This window comes from Vreelandella sedimenti, assembly GCF_013416325.1.
Lineage (GTDB): Bacteria > Pseudomonadota > Gammaproteobacteria > Pseudomonadales > Halomonadaceae > Vreelandella > Vreelandella sedimenti.
Genome location: NZ_JACCGK010000008.1, coordinates 168,041 through 181,363, shown reverse-complemented (window position 1 = coordinate 181,363; position 13,323 = coordinate 168,041). Strand labels below are relative to the sequence as shown.

Sequence of the window (13,323 nt, the reverse complement as noted above, 5' to 3'; positions counted from 1 at the left end):
AGTATTTTAATTTATATTGAAAACGCTAAGATTATTTATGTTCCCATTAAATATGGGCAATTATACCTTTTCTGTATATGTTTTCGGTAGTACCTGCTTTTAATATCTGATATTAGTTGAGGAGGCATCATGAATTCTAAGTTTAATAAACAAAAAAGCCGCTTTTTGTTGGTATCGGGCTCAAGCTACTCCTTAGTCAATTTTAGAGGGCCGCTCGTACAAAGCCTGATTAGCGCAGGATTGGAAGTACATGTGGCATCACCAGGGCTACATGATGATCCAAGGACATGCCGTCAGTTAGAGGCTTGGGGGGTATTTGTTCACGATATCCCCATGCAGAGAACCGGCCTTAATCCATGGCATGATTTTCTGACGCTAAAATCACTATATCTGTTGATGCGTAATATTCGTCCCGATGTTGTTATGGGGTACACCATTAAGCCAGTGGTGTATGGGATGCTGGCGGCTTGGCTGGCGAAGGTTCCTCAACGTTATGCATTGATCACTGGGTTGGGATATGCCTTTGCTGGAGAGGCACGCGGAAAGCGTGCTCTGGTTTTCCAACTGGTGCGTAGACTTTATTCGGCAGCTTTAAATAAGGTGGATAAGGTTTTTTTCCAGAACCCAGATGATGAAACCTTATTTCGTCAATTGGGAATACTACGCGATCGCGTACCTTCCCAAGTACTCAATGGGTCAGGCGTCGATATGGCGCATTTTGCTGCAGCCCCTTTACCTGTTGGGCCGCCACGTTTTTTATTGGTTGCTCGCTTGTTGGCTGACAAAGGTATCCGCCAGTACGCTGAGGCAGCTAGGCAAATCAAGCAGCAGCACCCTGAGGTAGTATTTCAATTGGCTGGTGATATTGACAGTAACCCCGATACGATTTCGCAACAAGAGCTGGATACTTGGGTGGTAGAGGGATTACTTGAACACTTGGGTTGGCTGAATGATGTGCGCCCGGCACTTGCCGAGAGTAGCGTTTTTGTACTGCCTAGTTATTACCGAGAAGGCACACCGCGCTCAATTTTGGAAGCTATGTCTATGGGGCGAGCGGTCATAACCACCGATGCGCCTGGTTGTCGAGAAACCGTCACTAATGGTGATAACGGCTACTTGATACCTGTAAAAAATGTCGATGCGCTTGTAAAAGCCATGCAGAACTTTATTGACCGACCAGCTTTAGTTCAAACCATGGGGCAGCGCTCCCAAGAGATTGCTAAAGATAAATACGATGTGCATAAAGTGAATGCCGTTATGCTTGAAGCAATGGGTATAGGAAAACCAGAGCTTCGTAATCGGATGCAAAAGCCATTTGATACTATTACTGCTAAATAAAATTGTAGCGTGATGCTACTTATTATTTGCATTATATCCTCAAAATCATTAACAGTCTCAATGCTAATTGCCTGATTTTGTCTAATTTAAGCGCTGCTGTCCTCTGATGTAATAGGTATTACGATTGGTGGTCACCATGTATCTATCTGTATCAGCTAAATGGGTGGTAGATAGCTGTTGCTGAAAATATTGAGCGAGTTATAGGAGAAAACTTAATGCAGATTCAGTTCAAGTCATATGGTGATCTCGGCAGGGATATTACAAAGAATTTCGAAAAATTTTCTGGTGACTGGGACTTAGTCGTCGGGGTACCAAGGAGTGGTATGGTACCCGCCTATATGATTGCACTGGCACTCAATATCAATTGTACGGATATCTCATCCTGGGTTAACAATTATCCATTGAGAAAAGGACTTACGCGATGCGTAAGAAAAGATTTGAGCTCTCCCTGGGAAGCACAAAAAGTTCTTATTGTAGACGACAGTATAATGACCGGAGATTCAATAAGAAACGAAATTGACGCACTCCCTGATTGGCTAGCAGCACGTGCATCGACACTGGCTATTTACTCAGGAAAACCAATCAGAAGTGATATAGATATTATTCTTGAGTTTCTTCCTCATCCAAGAGCTTTCGAATGGAACATATTCCATCATAATATAATGAGTAGGTCTTGTATTTGTCTTGAGGGGATGATGATGTCAGAAAAAGAATTTGGTGATGATACAAGTACTACACGTTTTCGTTACCTCCCTTCAAGAGATATTGATACGATCGTCACGTCTCAGAATGAGTCAAGCCGACATGAGGTAGAAGCCTTACTGATGGCTAACGGGGTTTCGTATCACAATCTTATTATGGATAAAAAAAATAATAATGTTATGACTATGGATTCACTGGTTAAATTCAAGACTGAGACTTATGTTGCGTCAACGGCAGAGTTGTTTGTCGAGTTTAATTCTGATCAAGCAAAAATAATTTGTCGAGAAGCTGGAAAGCCTGTTTTCTGTTTTAGTGATAGCTGCATATATAATCCTGAAGATCAACTTGGGGCTCGTTTTGCCAAGAATAAAATAAAATTATTGATATGGAAAGTAGCCAATATGAAATTACGCTGGTAGAGAATAGATATAGATTACTTTCTTGCTAAATAAGTTGCTAGGCCTGCAGCCACCAATATGCGATTGATTTTGCATTGTCTGTGGATGCTAATTTTACTGATAGTAAACAGGTTCTCATCGTCAGCTTGTCTGATGCCATGGAGGTGGCCTAATGAATCAGATTGATATCTCTGTCATTATGACTGTGAAAAATGGATCCAAATACCTGGAATCGAGTCTTTCTTCCGTTTTTTCTCAGACCTATCTGCCTAAAGAAGTTGTTGTGGTCAACGACGGGTCAGACGATGATACCTGGGAAGTGCTCAAGAGGTTGCGTCACACGGCACCCATTCAGGTTCAGTTAGTGGATACGCAAGGTGTTGGGCGTTCGCGAGCGCTTAACCTTGCTGTTAACCATACTCGTTATCCATGGCTGGCCAATATCGATGCAGATGACCAATGGCTACCTGAGAAACTGGCGCAACAGGTCGCTACTCTAAATCTTTTTCCAGAGGTGGAACTTGTCGTAACAGCTAGCCAGATCGTTTATGGAGAAGGGGAGGGGCAGTCGGTTGTCAGTAGAGGATTCTCAGTCACACCAATGGGGTGCGACAGTTTTTATATTAACAATCCAATTAATCATAGCTCTATATTGTTCTCTCGACGATTTTTTGAAGAGGTTGGAGGATACGATGAAACATTATTTAGACAAGTTGATATTGACCTGTGGGTACGCGCATTGAGAAAAGGTTATATATTTTACCAAGTGGATTTACCGCTAACAATTAAACGACTTCATGAAGGACAGAGTTTTGAAGTCGGGAATCGATTAGGTTATACATTGAACTCATTGAAAATTAGTCTAAAAAAATTACAGCAGCTTAAAGCCCCTTTTTACTATTTTCCAATTGCTTTTGTTAAGTTTTTTTATAATAACATTCCAAGAAGCATCCGGCGCCGCTTGAAAAGAGTGGGTCTTTAAATATTATAATGCTTTATATCTTTGATATGCTTTAGGGTGTGCCCCTGGAATGGCGTAACGCAGTGATAGAGAATATGTATATTATTCTTTTTCTTTTGCGAATGCACGGAATTGCCGGCTTTCTCGTTATTGTAAGCAACAACGCTAATGATATTAAAGTGTCAACTAAGGTCAGGTGCTGCCATATTAAGCGCATGAATATGTTAGCTAATAATTAAACGCCACATTGAGTTTTCAAGGGCATGATTTTGCAGGGGACACTATGAGCAAGGTGATCGCGGTGATACTCACCTACAATCGGCAGGATTTGCTGCAGCTATGTTTAGCTTCGATTTATTCACAAACATGCATTTGTGACCAGGTGATTGTGGTCGATAATGCTAGCAATGATAATACACAAAAAATGCTAAGTGAAATGGACTATCCGAATCTAAAAGTGTATTTGCTGTCGAAGAATGTAGGTGCTGCAGGTGGGTTCAATGCTGGGTTTCGCCTCGCATATCAGGAAGGAGCTGATTATATCTGGATGATGGACGATGATGTCATTCCGGAACCGTATGCCTTGCAAAGATTGATTGAAGCAGATAGTACCCTGGATGAAAATGGTATTGACAGAGCCTACCTGATCTCTACTGCTTTTACAGAAAACGGTTACGTAACTAATTCACCTTCTATCAACAAAAAAATGAATCATATTGGATATAAAGATTGGCCAAAATTTGCTCAATATGGTGTTGTCTCCGTTGACCGAGCAACTTTTGTATCTATTCTTGTTCCTCGCGGTACCATTGACAGATATGGTTTGCCTATTTCCGATATGTTTATATGGGGCGAAGATACTGAATATACATTAAGGATAACGGAAGATGTTCCCGGATTTGTTGTGGGTGCCAGCAAAGTAATGCATTTACGGCAGGAGAAAGGGGTGCTAAATATTATTTCTGAACATAGTGAGGTGCGTCTTAAGTATTACAAATATTTAATAAGAAATAGAATATTTGTCACAAAAAAATATCGTCCAGCTCGTGTTGTGGTAAAAATTATGTGTTTAGATTTATATATGATATTAAAATTATTGCGAAGAAGGCAGTTAAAAAAAGCTTGTATTGTAACAACTGGTTTGGTTGAGGGATTTTTGTTTTCACCTGAAATTGAATACATTGATTCACCGGTTAAAAGTCAATGTCTTCCATTGAGAATTTATAAATGTGAAAGTTTATAGTTTGTCTAAAGTATGCTAATAGCTTAAATCGAGGTGAGTTTATGTATAAGTTTTCTGTTATAGTACCTGTTCATAACAAGGCTTCAACTTTGTTGGACTCCCTCTCGTGTCTTTATAATCAGACCTTTAAGAATTTTGAAATCATTGTCGTTGATGATGCCTCAACAGATGGCTCTCTCCAGATTTTATTGCAAGAGGAACGCAAGGGTAAGCTGCGGCTATTCCAGCGAGATAAGCCTGGCCCAGGTGGCTACGCAGCGCGCAATTATGGAGCACAGCAGGCAACATCTGATTGGTTGGTTTTTTTTGATGCAGACGACCTGCTTGTGTATGACCATCTTTCAAGATTTGCTAAAGCTATTTCCGAAAATCCATCTATTAATCTTTTTGTAAATGCTTTTCGGAAGATGGAAGGGAATATCGTTATTCCGAGAAGTGAACCTTTGAAAAATGGAGTGATGAGTCGACAGGAAGCTTTAGCAGCGTTCTCACGTTCTGATTTCATTCACATGAACGGCGCTTGCATACATAGAAATACATTCATGGCTCTTGGTGGTTTTCCTGTTGGTCGTTATCGACGTGCTGGGGATGTTTATTTTTGGTTAAAAGTGATATGCAGCCTTAAAATGCTTCACTACGATCCTACCGTTACGAGTATGTGGTTGCTTCATAATAGTGGCGTGGTAAGCGACAAAAATAATATGATTCAAATTCATCCTTGCTTGGATTTAAAGAGTGAATGCGAAATAGGCTTAACGTGGCTTGAAAAACATTATTTGAACGCCTCCATTAATCGTAAAATATTGTCATGGGCAGTCGAAAAAAAGATAGTTGGTAGGTCGGTTAAGAAAGATATATGCTCATTAATATTATTTAGTATTCGGCCCCGTCAGTGGATGACCTTGGCGACGTTGACAATACCCCAGCCATATTACTGTAAATTACGGGATCGTGTGCTAAGTGGTTAAAAAGCTATCTACTTTTATTCTAGAGACTTTTATAAACTAAAACGATAAAGTGAAATAGATTATCTAAATATTGATGCAATTCTCAGAGGATTCGCGGGCACTTATGGATCGCTATCACTAACTACCCTGACTGACGCCAGCATTTTTTAAAGAATAATAATAAATCTATGTAATATCTTCCTTATTAGGTGAGTAGCCATGACTCAATTATTAACATTCACTGCAAAAAAACTGGTTCGGTCGACTGCGCACTTTTGAGTATAGGACACATTTTTTTGTTAAAGGTGTCTTTGATTACCGGATAGATAGCGCGAATAAATCACTTTTCATAGAAGTTGTAGGGTGCCCTGGGGTGGGAAAGAGTACTCTGATAGATTATATGGAGGAAAAAAGATTAATTAAAGGTTTGTTTCGTGCAAAATTGTGGATTGCCAGACTACAATGTAATACGAGCATCGACAGTGCTTATAGAAGGATTCTAGACTACAAGTTAATAAGTTTGGATAATGAAAGATCCAGGTTTAAATATTTCCGATACGCCATTACTCCAAGAGCAATGGATAAATATGTAGAAAATAAAAAAAATCCCACTGTGTTGCTAATAGATGAAGGTCTTTTTCATCACTTCAAATATGAAATTAATGATAATTGGGAAAAGGATAATGCTTTATTTAGTAAGTTGATGGAAAAAAGAGTTATTGTGCATATAACCGCTCGGCCCGAAATTATAGCGGAGCGCATTCTTAAGCGCTATAGAGATACTGGTAATCTGTTGCCATATTATAAAAATAAACATGAAGGTGAAATTGCTGAATACTGTAGAAAAGCTCAAGAAAAAAGAAAGCAAGTGATCGGGGAGTTTAAAAAAAGAGGAGTGCCAGTGTTAACGGTTAATGCCGAAGACGGTGAGCGAGCGAATAAGAAATGCATAGATGATTTTGTAAAAATGCTAATGGATGATTACTTAGCAACTGATTGATTTAACACGAGGTTGGTTTTCTAGAAAATATACATTGATGAAGTAAGAGCATTACCGGTTTTTAGCCGAAAACTCCTTTATGCAGACTTTGAATTCTCTTCTGGAGACCTTCAAAGCATCTGTGGATAGATGTGTTGTATGTTTTTTGCTATTTATCAAGGAGGATAGAAGTGAACAAAACGTTTGATGTTTATACTCTTCATAACAAGTATCGTAAGGATATTCAAGGAGTTCGTGCCATCGGCGCGATGCTGGTACTTGTTTTCCATATCTGGTTTCAGAAGGTATCTGGAGGTGTCGATGTATTTTTCGTTGTATCTGGTTTTTTAATGACCGGCATGCTGCTTCGGCAGTATGCAAAGGAAGGTAATATAAAGCCTTTTCATTTTTGGGGAGGAATTATTAAACGGGTGGCTCCAGCCGCGTATGTTGTACTATTAACGACTTTTATTCTCAGTTATTTTTTCGTACCGCCTGTTTACTGGGTGGCTACAATACATGAATTTATTTTTAGTGCAGGTCATTTAGAGAACTTATTGCTAATAAGAAGAGAGGTTGATTACTTACAAGTTGGAGATCCAGCTAGCCCGTTTCAACAGTATTGGGCACTATCAATTCAAGTGCAGTTCTATGCCTTTCTCCCTTTGTTAATTGGGCCACTCTTGTATATTTCAAACAAGATGAAATCATTGCTGCCTTTGATGTTGGGAGTCTCTACGGTTGTTTTTATTTCTTTTGTTTACTCATTGATCTCTACACATGTTAATCCTGAAACTGCTTATTTTAATCCCTTAGGAAGAGTGTGGGAGTTTCTGGCAGGTGCCTTGATTGCTATTTTTATACCTTATGTTAAGTTGAATAAAAAAACAGCTTCAATCATCTCTTTTCTAGGTATTTTTATTCTCTTGAGTATTGGTATAGCATTTCCTAGAGACTGGGATTTTCCTGGTTATGTCGCACTATTTCCTGTTCTCTCAGCTGCTTTTATCATTGTTTCAGGAAGCGAATCTGAAAAATGGACATTGGTGAATAGATTGTTGACAAATCGGTACCTTGTCATGTTGGGGGCCATGTCTTTTACTATTTACCTTTGGCATTGGCCTATATTGGTTTTTTTTCAGCACTATTATGAAACAACAAATTTAGGCATTGTAAAAGGTATGACCATTGTTGTACTAGGTGTTTTGCTTGCTATTATTACGACGTGGCTGGTTGAAAAGCCTTTTAGGAAAATACCTAAGTCTAGGGTTTGGGTCTCCTATATAGCAGGTTTTTCATTTTTCATTCCTTCGGTTACGCTTGGTTTTGGTGCTAAATACTATATTGAAAATCTTCATGATGTTAAAGTTGATTTTAAAGAATCTGCATTCGAGGGCGAGAACATTTCTATACAAGATGATGCTTCCAATTTGAGCTATGGTTATGTTACTGCCATTTCTAATGACTTAGGTGAGGCCATGGACAGAGATAGTGGTTGTGCTACGGTCATTACAGAGTCTGAAATTTCATCTTGTGAATTTGGAGATACCTCTTCAGATAATATAGTTGCGCTCGTAGGTGGGTCACATATAGGTCAGTGGGAACCCTTTTTCTCGATTCTAGGGAAAGAATATGGATTTAAAGTGGTGAGTTTAATAAAGCACTCTTGTTCCCTTGGTTATGAGATCGTTGAAGATAATGATACTTGTAAGCTTTGGAATGAAAGTATTATTGATTATTTAAGTGACCTGTCCCCTGATCTTGTTATAACAAATTCGACGAGGTCGAACCGTCCTCGAGACAATAGATTGGTAGTAGGGAATCCTGTTGAGTTTGTCCCTGCTGGACATGTGGAAAAATGGAAAGAAATAACTGCCTTAGGTATACCCGTAATGGGGATAAGAGATAACCCGTGGTTTGAAAGTGATCCAAGCTATTGCGTTTGGAAGAACCGTCATGAGGCAAGCCAATGCGCTCGAGCCATTGAAGAGGTGTTGCTACCTGTTAACCCCGCAGATGCGTATGTAGGTAAAATACCTCTGTTTATCTCCATAGATTTTACCGAATTAATTTGTGTAGAGGGATTATGTCCGGCATATTTTGATGAAAGATTGATATGGTCTGATACGCACCACCTGACACGAAATTATCTGGAATATATCACCCCAAGCCTGAAAGCTTCGCTTGAGCATCAAACGTCATTTTTTCAGGTTTTCAATAATTACGGGGAGAGCAATTAAATGTCCTTTTATGAATTTGAAAAAGCTGTTGAATTTAAAAGTATGAGAGAGGATGCAGGCGTGGTTACAAAGCTTAGCAGCCCAAGAGCTTCAGTTATTGTGCCTACTTATTATGATTGGGCTCGGTTGAAGCTGTGTGTGAATGCTTTGAGAAACCAAACATTTCCTCAGGATGATTTTGAAGTTATCATTGTAAATAATGCACCAGACGATACTCCACCTGTTGATTTCTTTTTGCCTCATAATTTCTGTATCATTAATGAAGGAAAGCCGGGATCATATGCTGCAAGAAATGCTGCTTTGAAATTGGCGAAAGGTGAAATTATTGCTTTTACTGATTCTGATTGTATTCCTGATCCTTACTGGTTGGAAGCTGCTGTTAAACGTTTTGATAAAGGTGTAGAGCGAATAGCAGGCAGGATAGAGCTTTTTTTTAAGTCTGATAAGCTCACTCTAGTCGAAGTTTATGAAAAGGCGTTTGCTTTTGATCAGGAAAAATATGCTCAGACTGGAGGAGCAGCAACTGCCAATATGATTACATTAGCGAAACACTTTGAAACGGTTGGGCTTTTTAACGATGCATTAATGTCAGGAGGCGATAATGAGTGGGGCTGGCGAGCAAAGGATAAAGGTATATCCATTGAGTATGCTCCAGACGTTATTGTAAACCATCCTGCTCGTGCCGATATGAGAGCTATGCTAAAAAAACGAAAAAGGGTGATCGGTGGAGAAGTGTGTAATAAAAATAATAATTCTAAAAATACCTTTTTTTTAATTCTTCTTAAAGGCTATTTTCCTCCACGAAAACAATTAAAGATTTTTGGTAAAAAAGGCATCTCATTTTCTAGAAAGTTTTTGGCATATTTGTTATGCTATTATTTTAAAATTTATTCAACTACTTATAAATTAGCCTTGCTAATAGGTATTGCAAAGCCGGAGAGGTCCTGATCAATACACTAAAATGTTTTGACTCTGCTTAAGGTCTATAAACTATAAACCCTCCATAATTCTTGGAGGGTTTTTTTTGGTATTAATTTTTCAAGTGATGCATTAAAAGTGGCTTACTATACTGTTAGTCATACCCTATAGAGCACATGGCCCCGTTGAAATCTATGCTTGCACTCAATGAGCTATCGCGCTACTAAGCAGGTTTATTTTCACTTACGGACAAAACAATGAAAATGCTACTGCGTTGGCTACTCAGTCTCATAGCGCTTTTGGCGCTGCTGTTGACAGGGCCTGTTTGGATATTGGCGAGTAATCAAGTGGAGGCTGATGGCCATTGGTCGTCGCTAGATCGATCCTCAGCTGGTATAGCGCCTGACCCAGCGGAGACCGCTGAAGCCGTGGTTCAGGTTTATTCTGCTCGTGCTTATAACTGGCGCGGGGCGTTTGGAGAACATATCTGGATTGCGACTAAGGCGGAAAACGCCAATAGCTACAGACTCCATCAAGTGTTGAGTTGGCGGCGTCCTACGGTAGTGTCTTCAATCGATATGCCTGATCGAGCCTGGTTTGGCAATCCTCCGACGCTATTGGCTGACTATCGCGGCGATGCGGCTACGCTAATGATACCGCAGATTGAGGCCGCTGCTGCTGACTACCCCCAAGCTGAGCTTTATCGAGTGTGGCCTGGCCCGAACAGCAATAGCTTTATTGCCTGGGTTATACGCGAAGTACCAGGCTTTGAGGTAGCGCTTCCAGTAACTGCTATTGGCAAGGACTATATTTTCAATGGCGTGTTTGCGGCTGCACCCAGCGGCACCGGCTATCAGCTCTCACTGGGTGGGGTAGTGGGTATTATGTTGGCGCTGGAAGAAGGTATTGAGATTAATCTTCTGGGATTGAGCTTTGGTATCGATGTCATGCGACCCGCTTTGAAGCTGCCGGGCATAGGCCGGTTGGGGATGCCCGTGAAAGTGACAGAAGGCTGATCAATAAGAGTAAAAGCTGTGCTTGTAGATACTTTTTATTATATTAGTAACTGCTGTGTGTTGATGATACCAAGCAGTGTGGCTGGCATGATCCAAACTACTCATTTGGAAATGATTGGAAACGGCGCCATTACCCAAGTGAATCAACTGCGTTTTCCCACCGATAAGGTGTGGTGGGGGTTAATTTTTTTGCTGCTGCTCGGTAAAGCGCTGCATGATGGAAAGGGTTTCGTCGCTCACATGGTGCTCCATGCCTTCAGCGTCAATACGCGCAGTCGCATCTCTCACCCCAAGGGCGCGTAAAAAGTGCAGCACTATATCGTGGCGAGCGCGTGACGTTTCCGCCATTTTTTGACCCGCTTCGGTTAGAAATAGCGAGCGATACGGCTTGCTGGTGACCAACTCCAGCTCATTTAAACGCCGAATCATTTTTGAAACCGTCGCTTGGCTGACCGCCATACGATTGGCAATGTCCGCCGCGCGCGCTTCGCCGCGATGTGCCAGCAGGTCGCCAATTAGCTCAACGTAGTCTTCAATCAGTTCGGTTTCGTGGGCATTTCGCACCGTTGCATACTGCTGGGCATGCTGCTCCACGGGGGGCAGGGCATCTCCAGGAATGCTTGGGGCAGTCAATGAGGCGTTCGGATTAGAATCAGTCATTGGTAAATTATATCGGAAGCAGTGGGAACAATCATTGGATAGTCGCTGGGATAGTAACGTTTTTTTGTGCAATATTGTTAGCCAAGGCTAAACTGTTTGCACAATGCTTTCTTGTTGAGCTGCAGTCTACTTATCGGTCATGTACAAAAAAGGAGAGTCAATGAGTAAGCGCAATCTGGGTATGGCCTTGAGCCTACCGCTATGGCTGAGCGCTGCACTAGCCTGTACCGTAGCGCCCAGTGCCGAAGCGCAAGAGAGTGCGACGTCTCCCCTTAATGTGACCGTTACTTTTTCTGTACTTGGCGATATTGTTGCTAGCGTGGCGGGTGATGATGCCAATGTCTCGGTATTAACGCCGATTGGTGCTGAAGTACACGAGTTGGAACTAACCCCCAGTAATTTTGCTGCGTTAGAAACGGCAGACGTCGTGTTTTACAACGGCTACCAGTTAGAGCAATGGATGCCCCAGGTCGAAGCAACGGTAGGTGACGGCACGTCGCTGGTGGCAGTTGCTGAAGCCTCTGAATACCCCACTCAAGCTATTATTACCGGCGACATGGAAGGCGATGTCGATCCTCATCTCTGGATGGATCCGCGTGCGGTGTCAACCTATGTCCAGGTCGTTGCTAATGAGCTAGAGCATTTACTTCCCCAGCGGGCTGAAGAGTTCCAGCAGCGTGCTGAGGCGCTAAAAGAAGAGTTGCATGCACTGCATGTTCAACTCCAAGAGCGCTTAGAAGCGATACCTGAAGAGCGCCGCATTCTACTCAGCAGCGAAGCCGCCTTTTTATATTTCTCAGACGCGTATCACTTCGAGCACGATGGTATTTGGGGGACCAACGCTGAAACTGAGGGTTCACCCCGTCAGCTCATGCGCGTGGTGGATATGATTAATGAACGCCAACCCGCGGCACTGTTCTGGGAAAGCACTATTTCTGACCGCCACGTCACCAGTTTGGCACGGGATACGGGCGTTAAAGTAGCGGGGCCGTTATATGTGGATTCGCTCAGTGAACCCAGTGGTGAAGCGGGAGATTATTTCACCATGATGCGCCACAACGTTGAGCTGTTGCGCCAAACATTGGCAACTGAGTAAACGATCATGGCAACGACTTTTGGCGACGCTCCCGTAGCGATTAATATTAAAGGGCTCTATGCAGCCTATCAGCGCCAGCCCGTCTTGGAAGACATTAATTTGCAGTTCCCAGCGGGTAAATGGACGGCCATTGTGGGGCCGAATGGGGCAGGTAAGTCCATGCTTTTTCATGTACTTACCGGTAGTATGAAAGCGCTGCGCGGCAGTGTTCACGCATTTAATGAACCGATTGCGACCCATCGCAAAGCGGGACATATCGCCTACATGGCCCAACGCGAAGCCATTGAGTGGGATTTCCCTGTCTCCGTATGGGAGACCGTTATGGGCGGACGCTACGGGCATATGCGCAGTGATCCGTTGTGGCGCCGTTTATTACCGTCCCCGCCATGGCGAGGCTGTGCGTGAGGCGCTGCTGGCAGTCGATATGCTGGCACTTGCGGAGCGTCCGATTGGCGCGCTTTCAGGCGGGCAGAAAAAGCGCGTATTACTGGCCCGTACGCTCGCCCAGCAGGCCAATATTTTGCTCCTTGATGAGCCACTGGCAGGGGTGGATCCGCCCAGTGAGCGATTGATTTTAGACGTACTTGCTCAGGAGCGCGAAGCAGGGCGCACGGTTATTATGGTGACGCACGATATGCCCGGCGCTCGCCAGCATGTTGACCACGTAGTGTTGATTAATCGTTTTATCCGCGGAGTAGGGACACCTGATGAAATGCTCAATGATGCCAAATTGGCTGAGCTGGCGGTGAGCTCTATCGAACAGTCGGCGAGCGATGTGCGCGTCGCTAAAGCATCTTCTTTTATAGCAGCCCAGGGGTAAAGCGA

General features: G+C 42.5%; 11 protein-coding genes and 1 pseudogene. 11 read left to right on the top strand and 1 reads right to left on the bottom strand.

The features are described from left to right. The first annotated feature begins 129 nt into the window (after window positions 1-129). From HZU72_RS10885 to HZU72_RS10845, 9 genes are all read left to right on the top strand, one after another. On the top strand, window positions 130-1,338 hold the full coding sequence (locus HZU72_RS10885; protein ID WP_180091814.1) for a glycosyltransferase family 4 protein: 1,209 nt from the start codon (window positions 130-132) through the stop codon (window positions 1,336-1,338). A gap of 215 nt (window positions 1,339-1,553) precedes the next feature. Then, window positions 1,554-2,459: a phosphoribosyltransferase gene (locus HZU72_RS10880; RefSeq protein ID WP_180091813.1), complete on the top strand. Its 906-nt coding sequence runs from the start codon at window positions 1,554-1,556 to the stop codon at window positions 2,457-2,459. Between the two features lie 151 nt (window positions 2,460-2,610). Beyond that, window positions 2,611-3,420, top strand: a complete 810-nt coding sequence (locus tag HZU72_RS10875; protein ID WP_180091812.1) for a glycosyltransferase family 2 protein — start codon at window positions 2,611-2,613, stop codon at window positions 3,418-3,420. 262 nt (window positions 3,421-3,682) lie between these two features. Beyond that, window positions 3,683-4,642 carry a glycosyltransferase family 2 protein gene (locus HZU72_RS10870; protein WP_235976069.1) on the top strand — a complete coding sequence of 320 codons (960 nt, stop codon included), beginning with the start codon at window positions 3,683-3,685 and terminating at the stop codon, window positions 4,640-4,642. A 41-nt stretch (window positions 4,643-4,683) separates the two neighbouring features. Continuing rightward, complete coding sequence (locus HZU72_RS10865; RefSeq protein ID WP_180091810.1) at window positions 4,684-5,610, top strand: glycosyltransferase family A protein; 927 nt, start codon at window positions 4,684-4,686, stop codon at window positions 5,608-5,610. Window positions 5,611-5,830: 220 nt separating this feature from the next. After that, a complete protein-coding gene (locus HZU72_RS10860; protein WP_328736979.1) occupies window positions 5,831-6,589 on the top strand; it encodes an ATP-binding protein in 759 nt (252 codons plus the stop codon). Between the two features lie 170 nt (window positions 6,590-6,759). Next, window positions 6,760-8,808: an acyltransferase family protein gene (locus HZU72_RS10855; protein ID WP_180091808.1), complete on the top strand. Its 2,049-nt coding sequence runs from the start codon at window positions 6,760-6,762 to the stop codon at window positions 8,806-8,808. Next, window positions 8,809-9,756 (top strand): glycosyltransferase family 2 protein, encoded by a 948-nt coding sequence (locus HZU72_RS10850; RefSeq protein WP_180091807.1) that lies wholly within the window; start codon window positions 8,809-8,811, stop codon window positions 9,754-9,756. Between the two features lie 227 nt (window positions 9,757-9,983). Beyond that, window positions 9,984-10,742 carry a DUF3750 domain-containing protein gene (locus tag HZU72_RS10845; protein ID WP_180091806.1) on the top strand — a complete coding sequence of 253 codons (759 nt, stop codon included), beginning with the start codon at window positions 9,984-9,986 and terminating at the stop codon, window positions 10,740-10,742. A 180-nt stretch (window positions 10,743-10,922) separates the two neighbouring features. Here the strand turns inward: HZU72_RS10845 and mntR are convergent, their stop codons facing one another. Then, complete coding sequence (gene mntR / locus HZU72_RS10840) at window positions 10,923-11,402, bottom strand: manganese-binding transcriptional regulator MntR (RefSeq protein WP_180091805.1); 480 nt, start codon at window positions 11,400-11,402, stop codon at window positions 10,923-10,925. A 160-nt stretch (window positions 11,403-11,562) separates the two neighbouring features. Between mntR and HZU72_RS10835 the strand changes: the two genes are divergently transcribed. Both HZU72_RS10835 and HZU72_RS10830 read left to right on the top strand, forming a co-directional pair. After that, window positions 11,563-12,498 (top strand): metal ABC transporter solute-binding protein, Zn/Mn family, encoded by a 936-nt coding sequence (locus HZU72_RS10835; RefSeq protein WP_180091804.1) that lies wholly within the window; start codon window positions 11,563-11,565, stop codon window positions 12,496-12,498. A 6-nt stretch (window positions 12,499-12,504) separates the two neighbouring features. Continuing rightward, window positions 12,505-13,318, top strand: a pseudogene (locus tag HZU72_RS10830) (metal ABC transporter ATP-binding protein). Window positions 13,319-13,323 lie beyond the last annotated feature (5 nt).

Coding starts and splice junctions, on each gene's coding strand:
- HZU72_RS10885 (WP_180091814.1), top strand. CDS start 130: ATGAATTCTAAGTTTAATAAACAAAAAAGCCGCTTTTTGTTGGTATCG.
- HZU72_RS10880 (WP_180091813.1), top strand. CDS start 1,554: ATGCAGATTCAGTTCAAGTCATATGGTGATCTCGGCAGGGATATTACA.
- HZU72_RS10875 (WP_180091812.1), top strand. CDS start 2,611: ATGAATCAGATTGATATCTCTGTCATTATGACTGTGAAAAATGGATCC.
- HZU72_RS10870 (WP_235976069.1), top strand. CDS start 3,683: ATGAGCAAGGTGATCGCGGTGATACTCACCTACAATCGGCAGGATTTG.
- HZU72_RS10865 (WP_180091810.1), top strand. CDS start 4,684: ATGTATAAGTTTTCTGTTATAGTACCTGTTCATAACAAGGCTTCAACT.
- HZU72_RS10850 (WP_180091807.1), top strand. CDS start 8,809: ATGTCCTTTTATGAATTTGAAAAAGCTGTTGAATTTAAAAGTATGAGA.
- HZU72_RS10845 (WP_180091806.1), top strand. CDS start 9,984: ATGAAAATGCTACTGCGTTGGCTACTCAGTCTCATAGCGCTTTTGGCG.
- mntR (WP_180091805.1), bottom strand. CDS start 11,402: ATGACTGATTCTAATCCGAACGCCTCATTGACTGCCCCAAGCATTCCT.
- HZU72_RS10835 (WP_180091804.1), top strand. CDS start 11,563: ATGAGTAAGCGCAATCTGGGTATGGCCTTGAGCCTACCGCTATGGCTG.